This is a genomic window from Pseudomonas sp. MWU16-30322 (genome assembly GCF_020515535.1).
GTDB classification, from domain to species: Bacteria; Pseudomonadota; Gammaproteobacteria; order Pseudomonadales; family Pseudomonadaceae; genus Aquipseudomonas; species Aquipseudomonas fluorescens_H.
Map to the genome: position 1 here is coordinate 339,800 of NZ_JAIWYL010000003.1, position 26,288 is coordinate 366,087.

At 60.8% G+C, this 26,288-nt stretch carries 20 protein-coding genes; 14 read left to right on the forward strand and 6 right to left on the reverse strand.

Translation table 11 applies throughout. The annotated features are described in order from the left end of the window. The first annotated feature begins 21 nt into the window (after positions 1-21). From LCH64_RS07385 to LCH64_RS07395, 3 genes are all read left to right on the forward strand, one after another. The gene (locus LCH64_RS07385) at positions 22-2,037 is read left to right on the forward strand and encodes a type VI secretion system tip protein VgrG (protein ID WP_226499868.1); all 2,016 of its coding nucleotides are present in this window, start codon (positions 22-24) and stop codon (positions 2,035-2,037) included. After that, positions 2,027-2,731 carry a DUF4123 domain-containing protein gene (locus LCH64_RS07390; RefSeq protein ID WP_226499869.1) on the forward strand — a complete coding sequence of 235 codons (705 nt, stop codon included), beginning with the start codon at positions 2,027-2,029 and terminating at the stop codon, positions 2,729-2,731. The genes LCH64_RS07385 and LCH64_RS07390 overlap by 11 nt, the downstream gene beginning before the upstream one ends. A gap of 321 nt (positions 2,732-3,052) precedes the next feature. Next, positions 3,053-3,373 (forward strand): hypothetical protein, encoded by a 321-nt coding sequence (locus tag LCH64_RS07395; protein WP_226499870.1) that lies wholly within the window; start codon positions 3,053-3,055, stop codon positions 3,371-3,373. 95 nt (positions 3,374-3,468) lie between these two features. Here the strand turns inward: LCH64_RS07395 and LCH64_RS07400 are convergent, their stop codons facing one another. Next, complete coding sequence (locus LCH64_RS07400; RefSeq protein ID WP_226499871.1) at positions 3,469-3,882, reverse strand: hypothetical protein; 414 nt, start codon at positions 3,880-3,882, stop codon at positions 3,469-3,471. Positions 3,883-4,065: 183 nt separating this feature from the next. On the opposite strand from LCH64_RS07400, the gene rlmJ reads away from it, so the two are divergent. Further along, positions 4,066-4,905 carry a 23S rRNA (adenine(2030)-N(6))-methyltransferase RlmJ gene (gene rlmJ / locus LCH64_RS07405; protein WP_003220988.1) on the forward strand — a complete coding sequence of 280 codons (840 nt, stop codon included), beginning with the start codon at positions 4,066-4,068 and terminating at the stop codon, positions 4,903-4,905. A gap of 125 nt (positions 4,906-5,030) precedes the next feature. Here the strand turns inward: rlmJ and msrA are convergent, their stop codons facing one another. The 5 genes from msrA to aceE all read right to left on the reverse strand — a co-directional run bounded on the left by msrA (position 5,031) and on the right by aceE (position 15,121). Next, positions 5,031-5,696: a peptide-methionine (S)-S-oxide reductase MsrA gene (gene msrA / locus LCH64_RS07410; protein WP_003220990.1), complete on the reverse strand. Its 666-nt coding sequence runs from the start codon at positions 5,694-5,696 to the stop codon at positions 5,031-5,033. A 205-nt stretch (positions 5,697-5,901) separates the two neighbouring features. Next, positions 5,902-8,598: a GGDEF and EAL domain-containing protein gene (locus tag LCH64_RS07415; protein WP_003220992.1), complete on the reverse strand. Its 2,697-nt coding sequence runs from the start codon at positions 8,596-8,598 to the stop codon at positions 5,902-5,904. Between the two features lie 239 nt (positions 8,599-8,837). Continuing rightward, a complete protein-coding gene (locus LCH64_RS07420; RefSeq protein ID WP_226499872.1) occupies positions 8,838-10,235 on the reverse strand; it encodes an alkaline phosphatase D family protein in 1,398 nt (465 codons plus the stop codon). A 273-nt stretch (positions 10,236-10,508) separates the two neighbouring features. After that, positions 10,509-12,464 carry a dihydrolipoyllysine-residue acetyltransferase gene (gene aceF / locus LCH64_RS07425; protein ID WP_226499873.1) on the reverse strand — a complete coding sequence of 652 codons (1,956 nt, stop codon included), beginning with the start codon at positions 12,462-12,464 and terminating at the stop codon, positions 10,509-10,511. An 11-nt stretch (positions 12,465-12,475) separates the two neighbouring features. Then, positions 12,476-15,121: a pyruvate dehydrogenase (acetyl-transferring), homodimeric type gene (gene aceE / locus LCH64_RS07430; RefSeq protein ID WP_003220999.1), complete on the reverse strand. Its 2,646-nt coding sequence runs from the start codon at positions 15,119-15,121 to the stop codon at positions 12,476-12,478. 262 nt (positions 15,122-15,383) lie between these two features. On the opposite strand from aceE, the gene LCH64_RS28230 reads away from it, so the two are divergent. From LCH64_RS28230 to LCH64_RS07475, 10 genes are all read left to right on the forward strand, one after another. After that, positions 15,384-15,509, forward strand: a complete 126-nt coding sequence (locus tag LCH64_RS28230) for a hypothetical protein (RefSeq protein ID WP_256198919.1) — start codon at positions 15,384-15,386, stop codon at positions 15,507-15,509. Further along, positions 15,506-18,445: a bifunctional [glutamate--ammonia ligase]-adenylyl-L-tyrosine phosphorylase/[glutamate--ammonia-ligase] adenylyltransferase gene (glnE, locus tag LCH64_RS07435; protein ID WP_226499874.1), complete on the forward strand. Its 2,940-nt coding sequence runs from the start codon at positions 15,506-15,508 to the stop codon at positions 18,443-18,445. Before LCH64_RS28230 ends, glnE begins: the two co-directional genes overlap by 4 nt. A gap of 330 nt (positions 18,446-18,775) precedes the next feature. Beyond that, a complete protein-coding gene (waaF, locus tag LCH64_RS07440) occupies positions 18,776-19,810 on the forward strand; it encodes a lipopolysaccharide heptosyltransferase II (protein ID WP_103485550.1) in 1,035 nt (344 codons plus the stop codon). A gap of 1 nt (position 19,811) precedes the next feature. After that, positions 19,812-20,873 (forward strand): lipopolysaccharide heptosyltransferase I, encoded by a 1,062-nt coding sequence (waaC, locus tag LCH64_RS07445; RefSeq protein WP_103485549.1) that lies wholly within the window; start codon positions 19,812-19,814, stop codon positions 20,871-20,873. Continuing rightward, positions 20,873-21,994: a glycosyltransferase family 4 protein gene (locus LCH64_RS07450; RefSeq protein WP_103485548.1), complete on the forward strand. Its 1,122-nt coding sequence runs from the start codon at positions 20,873-20,875 to the stop codon at positions 21,992-21,994. Before waaC ends, LCH64_RS07450 begins: the two co-directional genes overlap by 1 nt. Continuing rightward, complete coding sequence (rfaP, locus tag LCH64_RS07455; protein ID WP_226499875.1) at positions 21,995-22,801, forward strand: lipopolysaccharide core heptose(I) kinase RfaP; 807 nt, start codon at positions 21,995-21,997, stop codon at positions 22,799-22,801. Continuing rightward, a complete protein-coding gene (locus LCH64_RS07460; RefSeq protein WP_201135967.1) occupies positions 22,801-23,535 on the forward strand; it encodes a lipopolysaccharide kinase InaA family protein in 735 nt (244 codons plus the stop codon). Before rfaP ends, LCH64_RS07460 begins: the two co-directional genes overlap by 1 nt. Continuing rightward, a complete protein-coding gene (locus LCH64_RS07465; protein WP_226499876.1) occupies positions 23,532-24,284 on the forward strand; it encodes a lipopolysaccharide kinase InaA family protein in 753 nt (250 codons plus the stop codon). Before LCH64_RS07460 ends, LCH64_RS07465 begins: the two co-directional genes overlap by 4 nt. Then, positions 24,284-25,735 carry a lipopolysaccharide kinase InaA family protein gene (locus tag LCH64_RS07470; protein ID WP_226499877.1) on the forward strand — a complete coding sequence of 484 codons (1,452 nt, stop codon included), beginning with the start codon at positions 24,284-24,286 and terminating at the stop codon, positions 25,733-25,735. Before LCH64_RS07465 ends, LCH64_RS07470 begins: the two co-directional genes overlap by 1 nt. A 212-nt stretch (positions 25,736-25,947) precedes the next feature. Beyond that, positions 25,948-26,283, forward strand: a complete 336-nt coding sequence (locus LCH64_RS07475) for a YceK/YidQ family lipoprotein (RefSeq protein ID WP_103485545.1) — start codon at positions 25,948-25,950, stop codon at positions 26,281-26,283. Positions 26,284-26,288 lie beyond the last annotated feature (5 nt).

Consider the following 26,288-nt stretch of genomic DNA (forward strand, 5'->3'; position numbering starts at 1 on the left):
CATTCTGCAGAGAGACATCGGATGTTCGCGCCTGCCAATCAACCGCGTTTTACGTTGACCCTCGAAGGCGCCCAGCATGACCTCAAAGTCCTTGAGTTCACGGGCAAGGAAGCCATCAGCCAACCCTTTCGTTTCGAGCTGGAGCTGGTCAGTGAGCGCCCCGATCTGGATCTCGAAAGCCTGCTGCACTGTCAGGCGTTTCTTGGCTTCGATGCCGATGGCAGTGGCATTCACGGTCAGATTTATCGGGTCGGGCAGGGCGATTCCGGGAAACGTCTGACGCGCTATCACCTGAGCCTGGTGCCGCGTCTGACCTACCTCGGTCACCGCATCAACCAGCGGATTTTTCAGCATCAGACGGTTCCGCAGATCGTCGCGCAGATCCTCAAGGATCACGCAATCTTGCGCGATGCCTTCGAGTTCCGCCTCGGCAGCGATTACCCGGTGCGTGAATATTGTGTGCAGTACGCCGAGAGCGATCTGGCGTTCATTCAGCGGCTGTGTGCCGAGGTGGGTATTCATTACCACTTTCAGCACAGCCCGGATGGACATGTGCTGGTGTTCGGCGACGATCAAACGGTGTTCCCGCGCCTGGCCGAGCCGACGCTGTATTTGCCGGGCAGCGGCATGGCGTCGGCGGCGCCGGCCATCAAGCGCTTCAACGTCCGGGTGGAGACTCGCACCAGCGTGGTCACCCGGCGCGACTACAACTTCGAAAAGCCGCGACTGCAACTGCAAAGCCGCAGCGACAGTGAGCAGCGCCCGGTGCTCGAGGACTATCACTTTCCCGGCCAATTCAACGATCGAGAAACCGGCAGGCAACTGGCGCAACGTACGCTGGAAAGGCATGTCGCCGACTACCGTCAGGCTGAGGGCATCAGCGACGTATCCGCACTGGTTTGCGGACATTTCCTGCAACTGAGCGAGCATCCGCGCCAGGACTGGAATGACCTGTGGCTGCTCACCGCCATCGAGCATCGTGGGCGACAGCCGCAAGTGCTGGAGGAATCGGTGACCAGCGATGGGGAAACATTCCAGGGTTACCGTAATACCTTTCTTGCCACGCCGTGGGAGGTGTTCTTTCGCCCGGCGTTGGGGCCGGAAAAGCCGCGCATGCCCGGCTATCAACCGGCCGTGGTCACCGGGCCGCAAGACACGGAAATCCACTGCGACGAGTACGGCCGGGTCAAGGTGCAACTGGCCTGGGATCGTGACGGCGAGCTCAACGAACATTCCAGTTGCTGGCTGCGCGTCGCCACGGGTTGGGCGCATGACCATTACGGCAGCGTGCTGATCCCAAGGGTCGGCATGGAAGTGCTGGTCGGTTTCATCGACGCCGATGCCGACAAACCGTTGGTGATGGGTTGTCTGCCAAACGCGGCAACTCCGCTGCCGTTGGACCTGCCCGCCGACCAGACCCGCAGCATCTTTCGCAGCCAGAGCAGCCCCGGTGGCGGCGGTTACAACGAGCTGCGCATCGAGGACAAAAAGGGCGCCGAAGAAATCTACCTGCGCGCCCAGCGCAACTGGACTCAGCATGTACTGCACGACCAACAGGTTCAGGTCGACAACCAGCGCAGCATCGTCGTCACCGGACTTGCCAGCCATGAACTCAAGGCTGACGAGCAGCGCATTACCCACGGTCAGCGCCAGACCGAAGTGAAACAGGATGATCACCTGACGGTGGTCGGTGATCGGCATATTCGCGTGAGCAATCAGGCCACCAGTGCCAGCGGACAAGTCCACCTCAGCGCCGGCCAGCAAGTGGTGATCGACGGCGGCGCGAGCGCGACGATTCAGGCCGGCGGACAGTGGATCAGCATCGGCCCCGGCGGGATTTTCAGTAGCGTGCCAATTGTTGTGGGTGGGGCGCCAATGGCGGCGATGAGTGCAGCGCCGGGAGTGCCGGGATTGCCGGCAAAACTCGCAGCCGCACCAGCGGCCATGCTCACTGCTGCGCAAATCATGAGCTTTAAAGGTGATGCACCATTCTGCGAAGAGTGCGAGCGCTGCAAGGACGGTGTCTGTGCAGCCTGAGTGCGTCACGCCTTCAGAGTGGCTGGCGCGTGAACCGCTGAAATCTTCGGAACAACTGTTCGCGGTCTTGAGTAACGCCAGCGACGCCAGGCCTCCGTTGGTTGCACCGAGCCCGATCTGGGCGGACACGATCTACGCCGAGTGGGACGCGGTGATGCCCTTCGTGGGAATTGTCGCGGCGGACAGTGAGTTTCTCGATTGGGTAGCCTCTACCGAGTCTCGCGATTGGGGTTGGCTGGCGGTGTCTTCCGCGAGCCTGGAAGTGCTGGTCGAGCATTTTTGCAGCCTGACTCAGGTGCTGATGCCGGATGGCAAAGCGGTGTTTTTTCGCTTCTGGGATGGGCGGTTTTTGTTGCCGATCCTGCAGTCCGATGAAGTGCAATCGGCGCAGTTGATGCCAGTGATCTCGCGCGGTTTGATCAATGGACAGGCCGTGGATATCGGGGGCAGGGCGCAGGTTTCAGGGCGGGTGTTTCCCTGGTGGAAAGTGCCTGAGTCAGTGCTGGCTTCAGCAGGGAATTCAGTCCGGATCGGTAATGCGCTGCAGTGGCTGAGCGAGGAGCATCCGGCGCTGTACGAGGCGTTTCCGCAGGCTGTGTTGCGCTGCAAGGTTCAGCAGTTTTTTCAGGTTTCAGCGTCGGAAGAATCGTCGCAATCGGCGTTATTGGCGTATTTGCAAGACGAAGCAGAGTGAAATTTCTGGGCGAAGGCTTCGGAAATTTCCCGCGAGTTGCGGCGGATTTCATGAACTGGTGGGCGGTGGGTTGCGGGGATAGTCTTTTCGTTGTCACCGCAAACCCAGTGACAGGGCGTGGAAGCCCTTTTATCGTTAGGCGCATCTAGCGCCACCCGTCAGGCGTTCTTTGTTGTCTGTGTTTCATGGTGGCTGTGCGCGGGGCGCTTTCGAGTGCGCCGGGTGCCTAACGTCCTGGTCTTCCACACCTGCGTACAGCCGCCACCCTTTTGCGTGGAAGCGAAGGCGGGCGGTTTCCGTCCATACGTTAGGAGACAACCAATGAGCAATTTGAAGCCCGACCCACCCTACGAAAAAATCATCCCCCATCCCGACAACCGCTTCATGGCCCTGACCGGCAACTGCAGCGACATGCCCACCCTGTTCGTCGATACCCACGTCCCCCTCGACATCCTTATGGACGCCGCCAACTACCGCATCCGCGCCGTGATCCAGGTGCTGGAAAACATGTGCATGCGCGGCTCGGTCGAGTGCGACTCGATCATCCTCAGCGACTTTGCCATGCTCTGCGCCATTCCACTGCGTGACGGTTGCGATGTGCTGGATGTCATCGGCAAACGCTTGAGCGCGATGCCGGCCTGAAAAAAGAGCAAAAGATCGCAGCCTTCGGCAGCTCCTACAGGGGGACGCCAATCCTGTGTAGGAGCTGCCGAAGGCTGCGATCTTTGGACTTTGGCTCAATCAGCGATATACGCATCCTGAGTTTTGATAAAGCGGTCGAACGCCTCGGAGTTGTAGACCTTCATGCACCCAAAAAACACTACTTTTTCATTCGAGTATTTACTGTTTGAAGGTTTCTGCTCGTAAGCCGCCAACACGTAGTTTCGGGTTTCTTTGTAGGGATCGTGCAGCACCTGGAGCGTGTCTTCATTTTGCAAAATGGTATGCATGCCTTTGCCCATGAACGAATAGGCATTGGCGGACAGTGCGATGTCTTTTTCCAGCGCGGAGCGTTCGTTGAATGGCTTCAGAATGCAGTGGCTCAGTCCGTAGTTTTTTAGTAACTGGCGTGCCTGTTCAATGTGAGTTTCGTCGGCAAGGGCGAGGTATGGGCTAAGCAGGCTGAATAAGCAGATGATCAGATATTGCATGAGTTTTTGACTTCCTGTCGTTCATGGTTCGCCAGTTTAACGCCATAAAAGCAAAGCCCCTCACCCTAGCCCTCTCCCAGAGGGAGAGGGTTAGGGTGAGGGCCGGCTTTTGTCCGCTCGGCCGCCAACCCCTGACTTGCCGCCCGGTAAAAGGTAAACTTTGCGCCCTTCGCAGGAGCAGCCATGAATTATCGTCACGCCTTCCATGCCGGCAATCACGCCGATGTGTTCAAACACCTGACCTTGACCCGCCTCATCGCGCTGATGTCGCGCAAGGAGCAGCCGTTTGCCTATCTCGATACGCACGCCGGCATCGGTCTGTATGACCTGCAGGGTGATCAGGCCAACCGTACCGGCGAGTACCTGGAAGGCATCGCGCGTTTGTGGGATCAGCCGGATCTGCCGGCGCTGACCGCCGACTACATGAAGGTGCTGCACGAGATGAACCCGGATGGCCAGTTGCGCTACTACCCGGGTTCGCCGGAGCTGGCGCGGCGTCTGACCCGGCCGCAGGATCGGGTGATGCTCAACGAGAAGCACCCGGAAGATGGCGTGCAGCTCAAAGAGAACATGGCCGGCGACCGTCGGGTCAAGGTGCATCTGGGCGAGGGCTGGCATGTGGCGCGGGCGATGTTGCCGGTGCAGGAGAAGCGTGCGGTGATGTTGATTGATCCGCCGTTCGAGCAGCTCGACGAGATGCAAAAGTGTGCGGCGTCGCTGAAAGAAGCGATTGGCCGGATGCGCCAAACCGTGGCGGCGATCTGGTATCCGGTGAAGGATCAGCGTGCGTTGCGCCGTTTCTATCAGGATCTGGCCGGTACCGGCGCGCCGAAGTTGCTGCGTGTGGAACTGCTGGTGCATCCGCTGGATACGCCGAACAGCCTCAACGGCTCGGGGATGGCGATTGCCAATCCGCCGTGGGGGCTGGAGGAAGAATTGCGTGAGCTGCTGCCGTGGTTGTCGAAGAAGCTTGGGCAGACCCAGGGCGGGTGGCAGATGGATTGGTTGATTGCTGAAAGCTGATCAACTGTTTTAGCGGTGTCTGAACGGACGCCTTCGCGGGCAAGCCCGCTCCCACAAAGTACTGCGCCATTTCGAAGTCGGCGCTAAACCTGTGGGAGCGGGCTTGCCCGCGATGCTTTGGCGGTTTAGTTACCCGCCAGGCTCGGTGGCATGCACACGCCGGTGCCGCCAATCCCGCAATAACCCTCAGGATTCTTCGCCAGATACTGCTGGTGATAAGCCTCAGCAAAGTACACGGTCGGCGCCTGCTCGATCTCGGTGCTGATTTCGCCCAGGCCAGCCTTCGACAGTTCAGCCTGATACACCGCTTTGCTCTTCAGCGCCGCATCCAGTTGCTCAGGCGAAGTGGCGTAGATCACCGAGCGGTATTGGGTGCCGATGTCGTTGCCCTGACGCATGCCCTGCGTCGGGTTATGCAGTTCCCAGAACATCGCCAGCAGCTCTTCGTAGCTGACTTTGGCCTTGTCATACACCACCAGCACCACTTCGGCGTGGCCGGTCAGGCCCGAGCAGACTTCTTCGTAGGTCGGGTTCGGCGTATAGCCGCCGGCGTAGCCAACCACCGTGCTGACCACGCCTTCGCGCTGCCAGAAACGGCGTTCCGCCCCCCAGAAGCAACCCAGACCGAAGATCGCAAAGTCGACGTCCTGAAAGAATGGGCCGAGCAAGGGAGTTTCTTCGAAGACGAAATGCTTTTCAGGCAGGGTCATCGCGGTTTCGCGGCCGGGCAGCGCTTGTTCTTTGGTCGGTAGCACGTTTTTGTTCACCAGAATTTCCGAGCGCAGAACCATGATCGTTCCTCTCAGTCAGGATGGGATGTAAAAAGTCAGACCGTCAGTGTGCCGAATGATGCCGGATTTCGCACTATTCAAATGTGGGAGCGGGCTTGCTCGCGAATGCGGTGTGTCAGTCGACATCAACATTGCCTGACAAACCGCATTCGCGAGCAAGCCCGCTCCCACAAGTGGAATTCATCGACAGGGACATCGGTGGGGGCTAGAGGCAGAGTGGGCCGCGCGGGTAGCGCTTGAGCGCCTGAATCAGCTCACCGCCGGGGATCGGCCGGTCGAACAGGTAGCCTTGGCCGACATCGCAGCGGTGGCGGCGCAGGAACGCCAGTTGTTCGGCGGTCTCGATGCCTTCGGCCACGACTTTGAGCTTCAGGTTGTGGGCCATGGCGATCACCGCGGAGGTGATTTCCATGTCGTCCTGGTTGTCGGGGATTTCGTGGATGAAGCTGCGATCAATCTTGATGATGTCGATCGGGAATTTCTTCAGGTAGCTGAGCGACGAGTAACCGGTGCCGAAGTCGTCCATGGCCAGGGTCAGGCCCAGACGCTTGAGCTGATCGAGCTGCAAGTGAGTGTCTTCGGTGGCTTCCAGCAACAGGCCTTCGGTCAGCTCCAGTTCGAGCAGATTGGCCGGCAGCGCTTCTTCCTTGAGGATGTTGGCGATCGAGGCGACCAGATCCGGGTCGGAGAACTGTTTCGGCGAGAGGTTGATCGCCACTTGCAGATTGCCCAGGCCAGCGGCGGTCAGCGCCTTGCTCATGCGGCAGGCCTGGCGGGCGATCCACTTGCCGATCGGGATGATCAGGCCGGTTTCTTCGGCGACGCTGATGAACTGGTCCGGGCGAATCATGCCGCGCTCCGGGTGATTCCAGCGCAGCAGCGCTTCCATGCCCAGCAGGCGACCGCTGCGCAGGCACAGTTTGGGCTGGTAGAACACGTCGAGCTCGTTCTGGGTCAGGGCGCGGCGCAGGTTGTTCTCGACGAACAGTTTGTAACTGGCTTCGGCGTTCAGCGCTTCGGTGAACACCTGGACCTGGTGTTTGCCGTTGGCCTTGGCCTTGTGCAGGGCGAGGCCGGCGTTGCGCATCAGGGTCTGCGGATCGCGGCCATGCAGCGGCGCGCAGGCCAGGCCCACGGAGCCGGTGACGCTGATCAACTGGTTGTCGACGAACATCGGCTTGTCGAGGGTCGCCAGCAACTGGTTGGCGATCTGCTGGCCGGTGGCGAGATCGGTGTCGTCGAGCAGCACCGCAAATTCGTTACTGGCGAACCGCGCGAGGCTGCCGCTCGGGCTCAGGCTGTTGCGCAAGCGGCGGGCGAGGCTGATCAGCAACTTGTCGCCGGTCTGGTGACCGAGGCTGTCGTTGATCCGCTTGAAGTTGTCGATGTCCACTAGCAGCAGGCTGATCGGGGTATCGCTATCGCGGGCGAAGCGTTCATCCAGATTGCGGATAAACGCCGGGCGGTTGCCGAGGTTGGTCAGGTTGTCGGTGTACGCCAGACGTTCTATGCGCTGCTGCGCCAGTTTGGTCTGGGTGATGTCTTCGTAGATGCCGATGTAGTGCGTCAGCTCGCGGTTGTCGCCATACACCTTGGAGATCGACAACTGGCCCCAGTACGGTTCGAGGTTCTTGCGCCGGCTCTTGAATTCGCCCTGCCAGCTGTTGCTCTTGGCTAGCGCCGACGGCGCGTCGAACAGCAGTTCGCTGAGGTTTTCCAGGGCCGGCAGCTCCGACAGGCGCTGGCCGTGGACTTCTTCGGTGGAGTACTGGGTGATCGCGGTGAAGCTCGGGTTGACGTACTCGACCACGCCGTCGCAATTGACCAGCAGAAAGGCGTTGGCACTTTGTTCGACTGCGCGCTGGAACAGGTGCAGCGCGCTGGTGGCGGTACGCCGGTTATGGTTGTTGATGACCTGGGCGAACTGGTCGGCCAGCTCACCGGCAAAGGCGATTTCGTCGGACTGCCAGGCGCGGGTGACGCCGGTCTGCTCCAGACACAGCACGCCGACCACTTGGCCATCGACCCGGATGCTGGCGTCGAGCATCGCGTTGACGTCGCGCGGGCGCAGGGCTTCGGCCATCTCGCGGGTACGCGGGTCGCGCATCGCATTGTGCGCGTCGATGGCGCGGCTGCCGTGCAGGGCTTCCATGTAGTCGGGGAAGCCGCTGATGTCGATCACCTCCGGCAGGATGTATTCCTGCGTCGCGCGGTGATACGCCGAAATCGGCACCAGCAGGCTGCCTTCGAGGTTCCACAGGCTGGCACAGTCGATCTCATAGATATCACAGGCGCTGCGGGTGATCAGCTCGGCGGCTTCCTGCAGCGAGTTGTGGCTGCTGTAGCGCTGGCGAGCCAGCAGCAGAATCAGATCCTGCTGGGCGCGTACCCGCTCCAGGTGCTGCAGTTGTTCCTGCTGAGCGCGCTGGTTCAGTTCCAAAGCGATCTGCAGGCGCGAATTCTGGGTTTCGAGGTCGACGCAGGGCACCGCTGGCGCGCCGTCGAACACATCATCGACCGCCAGCAGATAACCGCGCAGCAAGTGCCGATTGTGCTGCTTATAGGCCTCGCCCAGCTCAAGGATGCTCAGCGCACCAGCGGCGGTGTGCAGGGTGTAGCGCACCAGATAATGCGGGCTGTCGCGCAGTTGTTGCTGAATGGTGTCGTGCAGCTGATAGCGCGCTTCGGGTTCCATCAGGCTGGCGTAAGGCGAGCCGACCAACGCACACAATTCGACGGCCGGCTGGCCGAACTGGCGTTCGCAGTTGGGGTCGAGAAACAGCATCGCCCAGCTCGCTTCATTCAAGCGCTCGAAACGCAGCATGCCGAGCCGCGAGGGCACAGGCAGCTGCGTCACTACCTCGACCGCCATACGGCTGGCGGCATCGGGTTGGCTCTTCATGAAGGAACTCGCTTGGAAATATGCTGAACGCGCCGGGCTCGCGCCCTCTTTACTGTTGCCTGCGGCAAGGTTGCATCATTGCGGCACCGACTGACAAGAGAGATGAAGGCCAAGTGCTATAAGAATATGTCGGCCGCGCAGGGCATTTCTCCAGCGCGCGGCAAAAAGTAATACGGATGTGCGCCGCGAGTGCCGTTCCAGAGCGCCTGGCGCGCGGGAACGGCATTTTGTTCAGGGCTTCAGCGCAGGTTGATTTCGATCGATTGCAGGCGTTTGCCGTCGCGATCATGGTAATTGACCTGAATTTTTCCGGCCTCAACCACCACATGGGCGAAGTTGTCTTCGCTGACCACTGTGCTGGTCAATTCATGTTGATAATCGCCTGCTGCCGTGCGCGCCAGCGGTTGATCGAGGATGAACGTCGACGCCTTGGCATAGGGCAGCAGCTTGCTGTTGCAAAACGGCGAGGAAACGATGGTGTGCACTTCGAAGTCCGGGTCTTCGCTGTGGGTCAGGCGCGAGGTCAGCGAGCCATGCACGTCGCCCGAGACAAACACGACATTCTTGATGTGTCGGGTGCGGATGGTTTCCAGCAGCCGCAAGCGCTGCTCCGGGAAGGCTTTCCAGGCATCGTCACCATGCAGTTTGCGATCCGGGTAGAACATTACGCTGGTCACCACGAATTTCACTCGCGCCGGGCTGTTGATCAGCCACTTGAGCAGCGCCTGTTCCTGCGCCTCATCCAGTATGCGGCGATCATCGGCTGATAAGTTGCGTCGAGTGCGGCTGTCCGTCACGAACCATTCGATGTCACCGTCACTGAATTGATACCAGTAGTGCTCGAGCTTTACGCGATTCACCTCTTTGTTAGTTGTAAGTTCGTGCGCAGGGCCGTGGCTGGCTTGATAGATTTCATAGGCGGCCATGGCATTGCGATATAACGCTTGATCTGACTTGCTGGCGTTCGCCGGCCAATTGTCTTCGATTTCGTGATCATCCAGGATCATGTAAGTCGATGTGCCGGACATCAAACGCTGAATGTTGGGTTGAGAGAATGCCGCACGGTACTTGCTGAGGATTTCCTTATATTCACGATCGGGTGCGAACAGATTGAGGTCATCGACATAAATCTGATCGCCCGTCATTAACGTGGCACTGATCGGTGGTTGCGCGCCTTCGATCAACTGGTTGATGGAAGCAAAGATCCGGTCACCCAGATGCGGCAGCGACGGGATGCCGGCGGTCATGCGCAAGTAACGGCAGGAGCCGACGATATAGGCCCTTGGCTGCAGGGCTTTGCTGGAGCGGGTGCGTAATCGATAGATTTCCCGGGGCCACTGCAGCGGCAGTTCGGCGACACTGTCCACGGTATGTACCGGATTCATCGGGCTGAACCAGCCGGTCTGGTATTCATATTCGGTGTCGCTGCTCAAGTTGTTGAGGGTGAATACTTCGGTCATGTCGCGCAGTGCGCTGGGCTCGGCGAAAGTGCCTGCTGACCACTGTTGTGTTCCTGCAGTCCGATGACGAATGGCGGCAAATACCGGTGCGTTGCCTTGATTGTCTGCGCGCATGAATATGCGGGCATGATTAGTTGTGGTATGGCCGATAATCGGGCCGATAGTTGGTTTGAACATATTCGAATCCATTCGAGTAAGTCTGGTTTTGATAAATAACGCAGGAAGTTGCTTATTTGATCGGGAGGCAAAGATTAGTTGGCGGTCGACGAAAAATATCGAGGCGAAGTGGACTGCGTTCGTAGTTCAAGTAAACCGAACTTGTAGGAAGAGGCGCTGTACTTTTCTCTGGGCAAAAAAAGCCCCGTCAAACTGACGGGGTTGAGGTACGAGCGTGTGGCGCTCGAAAACGTGAAACGCAATCGGCCCTCCGTTGCCGGAGGGCCGAACGCTTTACAGCAGGATGGTGCGGATGTCGCCCAACAGGCTGCCCAGACGCTGGGTGAAGCGTGCAGCAGCGGCGCCGTTGATCACACGGTGATCGTAGGACAGCGACAGTGGCAGCATCAGTTTCGGCTGGAAGGCTTTGCCGTCCCAGACTGGCTGGATGGTTGCCTTGGAAACACCGAGGATCGCCACTTCCGGCGCGTTGACGATCGGCGTGAAGCCGGTGCCGCCAATGTGGCCGAGGCTGGAAATGGTGAAGCAGGCGCCTTGCATCTCGTCCGAAGAGAGCTTCTTGGTACGGGCTTTTTCAGCCAGCGAAGCAGCTTCTGCAGCCAGTTGCAGCAGGCTCTTCTGGTCGACGTTCTTGATGACCGGTACCAGCAGGCCATCTGGAGTGTCGACCGCGAAACCGATGTTGACGTACTTCTTGCGAATGATCGCCTTGCCGCTTGGCGCCAGCGAACTGTTGAAGTCCGGCAGTTCCTTGAGCAGGTGCGCACAGGTCTTGAGCAGCAGCGGCAGGATGGTCAGCTTGACGCCGGCCTTCTCTGCGACGGCTTTCTGCGCAACGCGGAACGCTTCCAGCTCGGTGATATCCGCCGAGTCGAATTGCGTCACGTGCGGCACGTTCAGCCAGCTGCGGTGCAGGTTGGCAGCGCCGACCTGCATCAGGCGGGTCATCGGCACTTCTTCGATTTCACCGAAGCGGCTGAAGTCCACGACCGGGATCGGCGGGATGCCCGCGCCACCGGTTGCGCCGCCAGCAGCCGGCGCTTCCTTGGCCTTCTGCATCATCGCCTTGACGTAAACCTGCACGTCTTCCTTGAGAATGCGACCGTGCGGACCACTGGCACCAACAGCGCTCAGCTCGACGCCGAACTCACGGGCCAGTTGACGCACGGCCGGGCCGGCGTGAACTTTGGCACCAGGCTTGGCCGGAGCAGCAGCCGGAGCGGCAGCAGCAGGTGCAGCGGCAGCCGGAGCAGCAGCGGCAGGTGCCGGAGCGCTTGCAGCAGCGGCAGCTGGAGCCGGGGCAGCAGCAGGCGCTGCGCCTTTGACTTTCAGCTTGAGGATCAGGTCGCCGGTACCGACTTCGTCGTCCAGCTTGATCGAAACGCTTTCCACCACGCCAGCGGCAGGCGATGGGATTTCCATGCTTGCCTTGTCGGATTCGAGGGTGATCAGCGACTGGTCGGCTTCAACGCTGTCGCCAGCCTTGACCAACACTTCGATGATCTTGGCCTTGCCGGCCGAACCGATGTCCGGAACGTGGATGTCCTGAACGCTGTCGGCAACTGGAGCAGCCGGGGCTGCTGCAGGAGCAGGCGCAGCGGCAGCGGCTGGCGCAGCAGCCTGAGCCGGAGCGGAAGCAGCAGGGGCCGCAGCACCCGCCACTTCCAGATCAAGGATCAGGTCACCGGTGCCGACTTCGTCGTTGAGCTTGACGCTGATGGCCTTGACCACGCCCGCGGCAGGCGACGGGATTTCCATGCTGGCCTTGTCGGATTCGAGGGTGATCAACGATTGATCAGCCTCGACCTTGTCGCCGACCTTGACCTGGATCTCGATGATCTGGGCCTTGCCCGACGAACCGATGTCCGGCACGTGCACTTGCTGCACCGAAGCGGCAGCAGGCGCAGCGGCTGGCGCAGCGGCGGCAGGGGCCGCAGCCGGTTTTTCTTCGGCTTTTTTGGCCGGAGCAGCAGGAGCAGGGGCCGCAGCAGCGGCGCCCTCGACTTCCAGCTCGAGCAGTTCGTCGCCTTCTTTCAGACGGTCGCCCAGCTTCACTTTCAGGCTCTTGATGACGCCGGCTTTCGGAGCCGGCACTTCCATGCTGGCCTTGTCCGATTCCAGGGTCAGGATGCTCTGGTCGGCTTCGATACGGTCGCCGACCTTCACAAACAGTTCAATTACTTCACCTTCACCGCTGCCGATGTCAGGTACGCGAATGAGTTCGCTCACAAAATGTCTCCTCAGCAGTCCAGTGGGTTGCGTTTTTCCGGGTCGATGCCGAACTTGACGATGGCCTCAGCCACGACTTTAGGTTCGATATCACCACGGTCAGCCAGTGCTTCCAGGGCTGCCAACACCACGAAATGACGGTCGACTTCGAAGAAATGACGCAGTTTCTTGCGGCTGTCGCTGCGGCCGAAACCGTCGGTGCCCAGGACTTTGAATTCCTTGGACGGTACCCACTGACGGATCTGCTCGGCGAACAGCTTCATGTAGTCGGTAGAGGCGATGACCGGACCTTTACGGCCGCTCAGGCACTCTTCAACGTAGCTCTGCTTAGGCTTCTGGCCAGGCTTCAGACGGTTGCTGCGCTCAACGGCCAGGCCGTCGCGACGCAGTTCGTTGAAGCTGGTGACGCTCCATACGTCAGCGCCGATGTTGAACTCTTCACGCAGAATCTTCGCCGCTTCACGCACTTCACGCAGGATGGTGCCGGAGCCCATCAGCTGTACGTGATGCGCCGCATCGCGGGTGTCTTCTTCGAGCAGGTACATGCCTTTCTTGATGCCTTCTTCGGCACCGGCCGGCATGGCTGGCTGCTGGTACGACTCGTTCATCACGGTGATGTAGTAGAAGATATCCTGTTGCTCTTCGGTCATCTTCTTCATGCCGTCCTGAATGATCACCGCCAGCTCGTAGCCGTAGGTTGGATCGTAGGTGCGGCAGTTCGGGATGGTCGCGGCCAGCAGGTGGCTGTGACCGTCTTCGTGCTGCAGGCCTTCACCGTTCAGGGTGGTACGGCCGGCGGTGCCGCCGATCAGGAAGCCACGGGTACGGCTGTCGCCGGCGGCCCAGGCCAGGTCACCGATACGCTGGAAGCCGAACATCGAGTAGAAGATGTAGAACGGCAGCATCGGCTGGTTGTGGCTGGAGTACGAAGTACCGGCAGCGATGAAGGAACTCATGGCGCCCGCTTCGTTGATGCCTTCTTCAAGGATCTGACCTTTCTGGTCTTCCTTGTAGAACATCACCTGGTCTTTATCGACTGGCTCGTAGAGCTGGCCGACGGAGGAGTAGATGCCCAGCTGACGGAACATGCCTTCCATACCGAAGGTACGGGCTTCGTCCGGGATGATCGGCACGATGCGCGGGCCGATTTCCTTGTCCTTGACCAGTTGCGCGAGGATCCGCACGAAGGCCATGGTGGTGGAAATTTCACGGTCGCCCGAACCATCGAGGATGGCTTTCAGGGTGTCCAGGTCCGGCGTCGGTACGCTGAAGCTCTGCGCGCGGCGCTGCGGTACGAAACCGCCCAGTGCAGCACGGCGCTCGCTCAGGTAGCGGGCTTCGGCGCTGTTTGGCTCTGGCTTGAAGAACGGCAGGTTCTCCAGCTCTTCGTCCTTGACCGGGATGTCGAAGCGGTCGCGGAACAACTTCAGGCTGTCGACGTCGACTTTCTTGGTGTTGTGCGCAGTGTTTTTCGCTTCGCCGGCACCGGTGCCATAACCTTTGATGGTCTTGGCCAGGATGACGGTTGGTTGTTCTTTGTGGTTGACCGCTTCGTGGTACGCCGCATAGACCTTGTACGGGTCGTGGCCGCCACGGTTGAGTTTCCAGATCTCGTCGTCGGACAGATCGGCAACCATCGCCTTGAGTTCAGGCGTGTTGAAGAAGTGCTCGCGAACGAACGCGCCGTCTTTGGCTTTGTAGTTCTGGTACTCGCCGTCGATGACTTCGTCCATGCGACGTTGCAGGATGCCGTCGACGTCCTTGGCCAGCAGTGGGTCCCAGAAACGGCCCCAGATGACTTTGGTCACGTTCCACTGAGCACCGCGGAACACGCCTTCGAGTTCCTGGATGATCTTGCCGTTGCCGCGAACCGGGCCGTCGAGGCGCTGCAGGTTGCAGTTGATGACGAAGATCAGGTTGTCCAGCTTCTCGCGGCCGGCCAGGGAGATCGCGCCCAGGGATTCCGGCTCGTCGCACTCGCCGTCGCCCAGGAAGCACCAGACTTTCTGTTTGCCCGGCTGAATGAAACCGCGGTGTTCCAGGTACTTCATGAAGCGTGCCTGGTAGATCGCCTGGATCGGACCCAGACCCATGGATACGGTCGGGAACTGCCAGAAGTCAGGCATCAGCCAAGGGTGCGGGTAGGACGACAGGCCCTGACCGTCGACTTCCTGGCGGAAGTTGTTCATCTGGTCTTCGGTGATGCGGCCTTCCATGAACGCACGGGCGTAAACGCCTGGCGAGGTGTGGCCCTGGAAGTAGATCAGGTCGCCGCCGTGTTCGTCGGTCGGGGCCTGGAAGAAGTAGTTGAAGCCGATGTCATACAGGGTCGCGCTGGAAGCGAAGCTGGAGATGTGACCACCCAGGTCAGAATCTTTCAGGTTCGTACGCATTACCATGGCCATCGCGTTCCAGCGCACCAGCGAGCGAATGCGGCGTTCCATGAACAGGTCGCCAGGCATGCGTGCTTCGTGGGTTACCGGGATGGTGTTGCGGTAAGGCGTGGTGATGGCGTAAGGGAGCTGCGAACCGCTGCGGGTCGCCAGTTCACCCATACGGGTCATCAGATAGTGAGCACGGTCTTCGCCTTCTTTGTCGAGAACCGATTCCAGGGCGTCCAGCCATTCCTGGGTTTCGACGGGATCGAGGTCTTGCATGGCTTGCTCCAGGGCGGAAAGGCTTCCAGAATCGGTTGCCTGAGTTTGCGACTGGCCTTGTGGGCAGACGATTTAAAATTCTTGGATTGCCGACAGGTTGTTCCGGCGGCGTGTAGTTTTACTACAAATCTTTGAGCATTTCAGCCTTTCGCCTGTATAGACGAGTAGTAAAACTACAGAGGAAAGGCTTGTGGCCTCCGACTGCGTTGTGAGAATAATCGTTAAGGTTGGTCGATTACCATCCGAAAAAGGTGAAAGTTTGATGCTGGATGCCAAAGAAGAAGAAATTTCAGCTATTTCTAACTTTTGTTCGACAGTCCTTCGCGTAGCGGGTTTTCATCAAACACTACAAGCGGCCATTTACACGCCGATCAAGGATAGACCATGACCCTGCCCGTGCTTGCCGAACTGCCCGCCATTCTCCTGCCGTTGGTCACTCGATCCGAGCAGTCGTTCCGTACGGCCGTCGCCGCGCTGGAAGACGATCACGGCTTCTCCAACTGGACGCCGGAACGCTGGGCGCAATTCGCCCGCGTCAGTGCCGCCAGTGATTTCGTCATTGAACAGAGCGTTCGTGACCCTTTGATGTTGCTGTCGCTGGTGCAGTCCGGCGAACTCGACCGGCCGTTCGCGCCGGGTGAACTCTGCGCGCAGATTGCCGCAGCGGTGGCTGCCGCGCAAAGCGAAGACGAACTCGGTCGCGTCCTGCGTCGCCAGCGTGCCCGCCATCAAGTGCGGATCATCTGGCGTGACCTGAACCGCCAGGCTGATCTGGTACAGACCTGCCGCGACCTGTCGGACATGGCCGACGCCACCATCGATCAAGCCTACCAATGGCTGTACAGCCGCCATTGCCAGCAGTTCGGTACGCCGACCGGTCGGCGCAGCGGTCTGCCGCAGCAGATGGTCATCCTCGGCATGGGCAAGCTCGGCGCTGTCGAGCTGAACCTGTCGTCGGACATCGACCTGATCTTCGCCTACCCCGAGGGCGGCGAAACCGTCGGCGTGAAACGCGCGCTGGATAATCAGGAATTCTTCATTCGTCTCGGCCAGCGCCTGATCAAGGCCCTCGACCCGATGACCGTCGACGGTTTCGTGTTCCGCGTCGACATGCGCCTGCGCCCTTACGGCTCGTCCGGCGCGCTGGTGCTGAGCTTCAATGCGCTGGAGCAGTATTACCAGGATCAGGGCCGCGACTGGGAACGCTACGCGATGATCAAGGCGCGAGTGGTGGCCGGCGATCAGACGGCCGGCGCGCAGTTGCTCGATATGCTGCGCCCGTTCGTCTATCGGCGTTATCTGGATTTCTCGGCGATCGAAGCGCTGCGCACCATGAAGCAGCTGATCCAGCAGGAAGTGCGGCGCAAGGGCATGGCCGACAACATCAAGCTCGGCTCCGGCGGTATTCGTGAAGTCGAGTTCATCGCTCAGGCCTTTCAGTTGATCCACGGCGGGCGCGATTTGAGCCTGCAACAGCGTCCTCTATTAAAGGTGCTGAGCACGCTGGAAGGGCAGGGTTACTTGCCGCCGGCGGTGATCGGCGAACTGCGCGAAGGTTACGAATTCCTGCGCTACACCGAACACGCGATCCAGGCGATTGCCGACCGCCAGACCCAGATGTTGCCGGACGGCGCTCAGGATCAGGCGCGTATCGCGTTCATGCTCGGTTTTGCCGATTGGGCTGCTTTCCACGAAAAGCTGATGTTCTGGCGCGGTCGCGTGGCCTGGCACTTTGCGCAGGTGATCGCCGATCCCGATGAAGAAGAGGGCGCCGACTGCGAAGTGGTGGTCGGCGGTGAGTGGTTGCCGCTGTGGGAAGAGGCGCAGGATGAAGAGGCCGCTTGCCGGCAGCTCGAAGAGGGCGGTTTCGCCGATGCGACCAAGGCCCTGAAAGCGCTGGCGAGCCTGCGTGGCAGTCCGCAATTGCGCGCGATGCAGCGGCTGGGTCGCGAGCGTCTTGATGCGTTTATCCCGCGCCTGCTGGCCCAGGCGGTGGAGCATGACAACCCGGATCTGGTGCTGGAGCGGGTGCTACCGCTGGTCGAAGCGGTCGCCCGACGTTCGGCCTATCTGGTGTTGCTCACGGAAAACCCCGGTGCCCTGCGGCGCTTGCTGACGCTGTGCGCGGCCAGCCCGTGGATCGCCGAACAGATCACCCGTTTCCCGCTGCTGCTCGACGAGTTGCTCAATGAAGGCCGGCTGTTCAAGCCGCCACTGGCCCCGGAACTCGCCGCCGAGCTGCGCGAGCGGCTGACGCGGATCCCCGAAGATGACCTCGAACAGCAGATGGAAGCCCTGCGTCACTTCAAGCTGGCGCACCGCTTGCGCGTCGCTGCCTCGGAAATCGCCGGCAGTCTGCCGTTGATGAAAGTCAGCGATTACCTGACCTGGCTCGCCGAAGCGATTCTTGAGCAAGTGCTGGCGCTGGCCTGGCGTCAGACGGTGGCCAAGTACGGCACGCCGCTGCGCACTGACGGCAGTTTGTGCGATCCCGGCTTCATCATTGTCGGTTACGGGAAAGTCGGCGGGCTGGAACTGGGGCATGGTTCGGACCTGGACTTGGTGTTCATCCATGACGGCGATCCACAGGCGGAAACCGATGGGCCGAAGCCAATCGATGGCGCGCAGTTCTTCACCCGGCTGGGGCAGCGGATCATTCACCTGCTGACGGCGCAGACCAACTCCGGTCAGTTGTATGAAGTGGACATGCGTTTGCGCCCGTCCGGAGCGTCGGGGCTGTTGGTCAGTTCGCTCGGTGCTTTCGAGCGCTATCAGGAAAATGAAGCCTGGACCTGGGAGCATCAGGCGCTGGTGCGGGCGCGGGTGCTGGTCGGCAGTCAGGATGTCGGTCAGGCCTTCGAGAAAGTCCGCGCGCAGGTTTTGGGCAAGGCGCGGGATCTGGCGAAGCTGCAGCAGGAAGTCAGCGAGATGCGCGCCAAGATGCGCGATAACCTCGGCAGCAAGAGCACAGCGGCCGGCACGGCAGCAAATGCCTTCGAGGCCACAGCGCCGTTCGACCTCAAGCAGGACGCCGGAGGTATCGTCGATATTGAATTTATGGTGCAATACGCGGCCCTGGCGTGGTCGCAAAGCCACCCGCCATTGCTGCGCTGGACCGATAACATCCGCATTCTGGAAGAGCTGGAACACGAAGGGCTGATGCCTGCCGAAGATGCCAGCCTGCTGCGTGAGGCCTATAAAGCCTACCGCTCCGCCGCCCACCGACAGGCCTTGCAGAAGGACGCCGGGGTGATTGCAGGCGACCAGTTTGTCGAGGAGCGCCGGCAGGTATTGCGGATCTGGAAAGAGTTGGGGCTAAGCTGAAACCGGATATTTGAAACACCTGATGGCCCCTGTGGGAGCGGGCTTGCTCGCGAAAGCGCAGTGTCAGTCACCACCGATGCAGGATGTGACTGCCCCTTCGCGAGCAAGCCCGCTCCCACAGTGGATCTGCGTTGAATTGCAGATGCAGGGCCGAATGCGAAACCCTGTGGGAGCGAGCCTGCTCGCGATAGCGGAGTATCAGACGACAATAATGTTGGATGTGAAGACCCTTTCGCGAGCAAGTCCGCTCCCACAGCAGATCTACAGTGTTTGTAGAATTCTCGAGGCGGGGAGGCGTAAATGCCTCCCCGGTTCGTTTATGGAAACCACATGAATATTCTGATCGTTGGGCCCAGTTGGGTCGGTGACATGGTGATGGCGCAGACACTGTTTCAGTGTCTCAAGCAGCGCCACCCGCAATGCGAAATCGACGTGCTGGCCCCCGAGTGGAGCCGGCCGATCCTTGAGCGCATGCCCGAAGTGCGCAAGGCCTTGAGCTTTCCGCTCGGCCATGGCGTGCTGGAATTGGCCACACGCCGGCGGATCGGCAAGTCCCTGGCCGGTCAGTACGATCAGGCGATCCTGCTGCCGAACTCGCTGAAGTCGGCGCTGGTGCCGTTTTTCGCCGGCATCAAGCAGCGCACCGGCTGGCGCGGCGAGTTCCGCTACGGCCTGCTCAATGACGTGCGTACGCTGGATAAAGAACGTTATCCGCTGATGATCGAGCGCTTCATGGCCCTGGCTTACGAGCCGAACGCCGAGCTGCCAAAACCTTATCCGCGTCCGAGCCTGCAAATCGATCCGGTGACCCGCGAAGCGGCACTGGCGAAATTTGGCCTGACCCTCGACCGCCCGGTGTTGGCCCTGTGCCCCGGCGCCGAGTTCGGCGAATCCAAACGCTGGCCGTCCGAGCATTACGCCAAGGTCGCCGAAGCGCGGATTCGCGAAGGCTGGCAGGTGTGGCTGTTCGGCTCGAAAAACGACCACGCGGTGGGCGAAGACATTCGTGCGCGGTTGATTCCCGGCCTGCGTGAAGAATCGGTCAACCTCAGCGGCGGTACCTCGCTGGCCGAGGCCATTGACCTGCTGTCCTGCGCCGATTCGGTGGTGTCCAACGACTCCGGCCTGATGCACGTCGCGGCAGCACTGAACCGTCCGCTGGTGGCAGTCTACGGTTCGACTTCGCCGGGTTTCACCCCGCCGCTGGCCGAGCACGTCGAAATCGTTCGGCTGGGTCTCGATTGCAGTCCGTGTTTCGACCGCACCTGCCGTTTCGGCCATTACAACTGCCTGCGCCAGCTGATGCCGGACGCGGTCAACGATGCCTTGCAGAAATTGCAGGGCACTGTGGTCGAGGTTCATTAAGTTGCGGGTATTGCTGATCAAGACCTCATCGCTGGGCGACGTGATTCACGCGTTGCCGGCGCTGACCGACGCGGCCCGGGCCATTCCCGGGATCAAGTTCGACTGGGTGGTGGAAGAGGGCTTTGCCGAGATTCCTACCTGGCACCCGGCCGTCGGCAAAGTGATTCCGGTGGCGATCCGCCGCTGGCGCAAGAACCTCTGGCAGACGATCAAGAGCGGCGAGTGGAAGCGCTTCAAGCAAAGCGTGCGCGCCCATAAATACGATCTGGTGATCGACGCTCAGGGTCTGCTGAAAAGCGCCTGGCTGACGCGCTACGTCAAAGCTCCGGTGGCCGGCCTCGACAAAGGCTCGGCGCGCGAGCCGATCGCCGCACGTTTCTACGACCGCAAACTGGCGGTGGCTCGTGGGCAGCACGCCGTTGAGCGGGTGCGCCAGTTGTTCGCTATCGCCCTCGGTTATGACCTGCCCAAAGGTCTGGGCGATTACGGCCTCAACGTCGAGCGGCTGGTGGAATTGCCGCGCAAGAGCGCCTTCGTGGTGTTCCTGCACGGCACCACGTGGGACACCAAGCACTGGCCGGAAGCCTACTGGCGCGAGCTGACCGAACGCGTTGGCTATCTGGGCGTCGGGGTCAAACTGCCGTGGGGCAACCCACTGGAGAAGGCCCGCGCCGAGCGCATCGCCGCTGGCTTCAAGCACGCCGAAGTGTTGCCGAAGCTGAATCTGGCCGGGGTCGGCAAAGTGCTGGCCGGCGCCCAGGCCTGCGTAGCGGTGGACACAGGCCTCGGCCATCTCGCCGCCGCGCTGGATGTGCCAACGATTTCACTGTTCGGCCCGACCAATCCGGGCCTGACCGGCGCTTACGGCAAGGTGCAGATTCACATGGCCAGTGATTTCCCCTGCGCCCCTTGCCTGCAAAAGAAATGTACGTATCAACCGACCGCGCAGGATGCCCGTCAGTTTGACCTGAAACGCGAGCAGCCCCTGTGCTTCACGCGTCTGAATCCCGAGCGTGTCGCCAGCCGACTGAGCACGTTGTTAATGGCTGAGGAGCTGCGCTGATGCAATTGGCTTTTGTCCTGTACAAATATTTCCCGTTCGGTGGCTTGCAGCGCGACTTCATGCGCATCGCCCTCGAATGCCAGAAGCGCGGCCACCAGATTCGTGTCTACACGCTGATCTGGGAAGGCGACGTGCCGCCCGGTTTCGAAGTGCTGGTGGCGCCGGTCAAGGCGTTCTTCAACCATCGGCGCAACGAGAAGCTCAGCGCGTGGATGGAGGCGGATCTGGCCAAGCGTCCGGTGGACCGCCTGATCGGCTTCAACAAGATGCCGGGGCTGGACGTCTACTACGCCGCCGACGGCTGCTTCGAAGACAAGGCGCAGAACCTGCGCCATTCGCTGTACCGCCGTTGGGGCCGCTACCGGCACTTCGCCGAGTACGAGCGCGCGGTGTTCGCCAAAGATGCGAAAACCGAAGTGTTGATGATTTCCGAAGTGCAGCAGCCGCTGTTCATCAAGCACTACGGCACGCCGCTTGAACGCTTCCACCTGCTGCCGCCGGGCATCGCCCAGGATCGTCGTCGGCCGGCGGATGCCGACGAGATTCGCGCCGGTTTCCGCGCCGAATTCAACCTCACGGACGACGAATTGCTGCTGGTGCAGATCGGCTCCGGGTTCAAGACCAAGGGTGTCGATCGCAGCCTCAAGGCGCTGGCCGCACTGCCCGCCGAGCTGAAGAAGCGCACCCGGCTGTTTGTAATCGGCCAGGATGACCCCAAATTGTTCCAGATGCAGAGTGCTACTTTGGGCCTGGGCGACAACGTGACGTTCCTCAAGGGCCGCAGCGATATTCCGCGGTTCCTGCTCGGCGCCGACCTGTTGATCCACCCGGCGTACAACGAAAACACCGGTACGGTGCTGCTCGAAGCGCTGGTCGCCGGTTTGCCGGTGCTGGTCAGCGCGGTTTGCGGTTACGCCCATTACATTGCCGAGGCAGATGCCGGGCGAGTGCTGGACGAGCCGTTCGATCAGGCGCAACTGACGCAATACCTGACTGAGATGTTGGGCGACGCCTCTGCACGCGCGGCCTGGAGCCGCAATGGTCTGGCCTTCGCCGAGACGGCCGACCTCTACAGCATGCCGCAGCACGCGGCCGATGTGATTCTGGCGGAGCACGCTTAAATGAAGTTGATGCTGGCTGAACCGTTCAAGAGCCTTTGGGCCGGGCGCGACCCGTTCGCCGAAGTCGAAGGCTTGCAGGGCGAGGTCTACCGCGAGCTGGAAGCTCGCCGCACGCTGCGCACGGAAGTCGACGGCAACGGATTTTTCGTCAAGATCCACCGTGGCATCGGCTGGGGCGAGATCTTCAAGAACCTGCTGACCGCCAAGCTGCCGGTGCTCGGCGCGGGTCAGGAGTGGCAGGCGATCCAGCGTCTGCAGGAAGTCGGCGTGCCGACCATGACCGCCGTGGCTTACGGCGAGAAGGGCAGCAACCCGGCGGATCAGCATTCGTTCATTGTCACCGAAGAGCTGGCGCCGACCATCAGCCTCGAAGATTTCAGCATCGATTGGGTCAAGAACCCGCCGCAGCCGAAACTCAAGCGCGCGCTGATCGCTGAAGTGGCACGCATGACCGGCATGATGCACCGCGCCGGGGTCAACCACCGCGACTGCTACATCTGCCACTTTCTGCTGCACACCGACAAGCCGATCACCCCGGACGCTTTCAAACTCTCGGTGATCGACCTGCACCGCGCCCAGACTCGCCCAAGAATTACTCAGCGCTGGCGCAACAAGGATCTGGCGGCGCTGTATTTTTCGGCACTGGACATCGGCCTGACCCGTCGTGACAAGCTGCGCTTCCTCAAAGGCTACTTCCAGCAACCGCTGCGGCAGATCCTGGCGGAAGAAGCGCCGTTGCTGAGCTGGCTCGAAGGCAAGGCCAACAAGCTCTATGCGCGCAAACAGCGTTACGGGGATGCGCTCTGATGGCGGGTTGGACGCTTGAGCCGCAATACAGCGAACTGGCCGAAGATTTCGGCAGCCTGGAAGCGGTGTTTGCCCTGCAGGGCGAGCGCCTGACCCGTGATCCGCTGTCCGAAGTCATCCGCGTGCAACGCAACGGCGTCAACTACTACGTCAAACGCTACGTCGGCGCCGGCAAAGGCTTGCGCCGTTACCTGGGCAAGCCACGGGTGAAGATGGAGTGGCAGAACCTCAAGCGCTTCGCCAAGTGGGGCATTCCCACCGCCGAAGTGGTGGCCTGGGGCCTGGAGCGACGTGGCGCGGCCTATGCCCGTGGCGCGATGATCACCCGCGAGCTGCCGCACACCGAAGACCTCTCGGCGCTGGCCGAGCGCAACGATCCGAAACTCAAGGATCGCCTGTGGGTGGATGGCATCAGCCGGCAACTGGCCGGTTACACCCGGACCATGCACGATCACCGTTTTACCCACAACGACCTGAAGTGGCGCAACCTGCTGATCGACGATCAGGAACAGGTGTTTCTGATCGACTGTCCGAACGGCGATTTCTGGCGCGGCTTCTGGCTTAAATACCGGATCACCAAGGATCTGGCCTGCCTCGACAAGGTGGCCAAATATCACCTGTCGAACACCCAGCGCCTGCGCTTCTACCTGCAATACCGCGGACGTGATCGGCTCAATGCTGCCGACAAGAAACGGATTCGCCACGTGGTGAGATTTTTCGAGGGACGTGAATGACTGATTTCCTGGCCGCTGAAGACCGGGCGCTGCTTGAGCGTCATGGCCTCGGCACTTTCGACGCGCTCTGGGCCAAACAGCTCGAAGCCGTGGACGAACCCAACACCGATGGCGGTGGCTGGAGCAGCGTGTTTCGTCTGGAGCTGGAAGGGCAGGCCTACTACCTCAAGCGCCAGAGCAACTACCTGACCCGCACCTTGCACGCGCCGTTCGGCGAGCCGAGTTTCGCCCGCGAGTTCCGCAATATCAGCCGCTACAACAAGCTGGGGATTCCGGCGCTACAGGCAGCGTTCTTCGGTGAGCGCAAGGTCAAGGGCGACGTCCGCGCGATCCTGCTGACCCGCGCGCTCGATGGCTGGGATGACCTCGATTCGCTGTTGCAACGCTGGGCGTCCCTGAGCGCGACGCAGCAATCGGCCATTCTCAAGGCCTGTGGCCAACTCGCGCGGCATCTGCACGGTGTGCGTCAGGTACACGGTTGTTTCTACCCCAAACATATCTTTTTGCAGGCCGACGGCGATGGCTATCGGGCGCAGTTGATCGATCTGGAAAAGACCCGTCCGCTGCTGTTTGGCATGCGTGATCGGGTCAAGGACCTGGAACCACTGCTGCGCCGTGCCGTGCAGTGGGGGGCAGCGCAACAGCGTGAATTGCTCGCAGCGTATCTCGATCAAGGAGCGGACAGTTCGCTGGTGGACAGTTGGGTTTCGCGGCTGACCGCGCGCCGCAGCCACAAGGAGACCCGCTGATGCAGTTGTCCGACCTCAGGCACAGCGGACGTACGCCAAATCTGCCGCTGACGGTCACTCTCGCCGACGCTGCCGGTCCTGCGGATCTGCAGTTGCTGAGCCTGCTGCGGGTTTTGCCGGGGCAGCGTTATGTCGGTGCCGGTGTGTGGCGCGGCCGGCCGGTGTTGGCCAAATTACTGGTGGGCAGCAAGGCTGCGCGGCATTTTCAGCGCGAGCTGGCGGGCGTCAAGTTGCTCGCCGAACAGGGCCTGACCACGCCGCTGCTGCTGGCCGATGGTTTGAAGGACGGCGAGGGTGGCTGGCTGCTGTTCGAATTTCTCGAAGGTGCCGAAAGCCTCGGTGATGCCTGGCAGCAAGTCGAATCGCTGCCGCTGCTGGCGGACGAGCAATGGGCGGTTCTGGCCGAAGCGCTGGGCGCTATCGGTCAACTGCATGGCAAAGGCCTGTGGCAGGAAGACCTGCATCTGGACAACCTGCTGCGCCAGGGCGGTCAGTTGTACCTGATCGATGGCGCCGGGATCTGCGCCGAGACCGCTGGCCAGCCGTTGTCGCGGCAGAAAGTACTGGAAAACCTCGGGGTGTTTTTCGCCCAGTTGCCTAAGTCACTGGAGCCGTTCATCGAAGAATTGCTGGTGTATTACCTGCTGAGCAACAGCGAGCATGCACTGCCGCTGGAAGCATTGCAGAAGCAGATCGCCAAGGTGCGCGCCTGGCGCCTGAAGGATTACCTGATCAAGGTCGGCCGCGAGTGCACGTTGTTCAGTGTGCAGCGCGGTGCGTTTGGCCTGCGGGCGATCCGTCGCGAGGAAGAGGCGGCGATGCTGCCGGTGCTGGAGCAGGCCGATGCGTTGCTCGATCAGGGCCATCTGTACAAGACCGGTGGTGCGGCAAGCGTTGGCAAGGTCGAGGTGGCCGGGCGCACGTTGGTGATCAAACGCTACAACATCAAGGGCTTTGCGCACTGGCTCAAGCGTTTCTGGCGCCCGAGCCGCGCCTGGCATTCATGGCGCGAAGGCAATCGCCTGGCGTTCATCGGCATCGCTACGCCGAAGCCGCTGGCGGTGCTGGAAAAGCGCTTTTTGTGGCTGCGCAGCCGCGCCTATCTGGTGACCGAGTTTCTGCCGGGCCCGGACATCATCGAGCGCTTCGCGCCGTATGTTGAAAGCGGTGCGGCGCCGGAGTCCGAGTTGCAGGCCCTGGATCAACTGTTCGCACGGTTGATTGCCGAGCGCATCAGCCATGGCGACTTCAAGGGCCACAACCTGTTCTGGCAGGAAGATCGCTGGGCGTTGATCGATCTGGATTCTATGTGTCAGCACACCTCTGTCAGCAGTTTCGCGCCGGCCTATGCGCGAGATCGGGCGCGGTTCATGCGCAACTGGCCCGAGAGCAGCGCGTTGTATCGGGTGATCGATCAGCGGTTGCCCAAAGAAATCTCCAGCGCGGCCTGAGCCGCCTTCGCCAGCAAGCTCACTCCCACATGGAAATGCATTCCCTTGTAGGAGTGAGCCTGCTCGCGATAAGGCTTTAAACCTCAAAAATCTGCCCTTGAGCAATGACGGACAAACTCCACTGACTTGTCCTACAGCTTCTCCAGAAGCCATGAACTGTGCCCGCTCCAGCCCCGATGCTAGCTTGCCCTGACCACTTCGGAGGGCAAACCTTGACCATCAAAAACGCCGTAACACTGAGCACATGCGCATGGCTTTTATCCGGCTGCGGCACCGCCGCCTCGGTAATGCAAATGGACGCCGACGTCGCCCGCGACATGCGCAAACAGAAAACCTACTGCCAATCGATTCCGCGAATCTACAGCGGTCTGGCGTTCGACTTCTGCGTACTCCACGCGCCCCCAGACCCCTCCGGCGTCCTGGTGCCGTTCGTGCTGCTGGACCTGCCGTTGTCCGGGGTGCTGGATACGGTGGTGTTGCCGTATACGATTTATCAACAGGTCGTGGATGGCAATATCGGCATCTATTGGCGATCGGATCGCGGGTAGCTGTT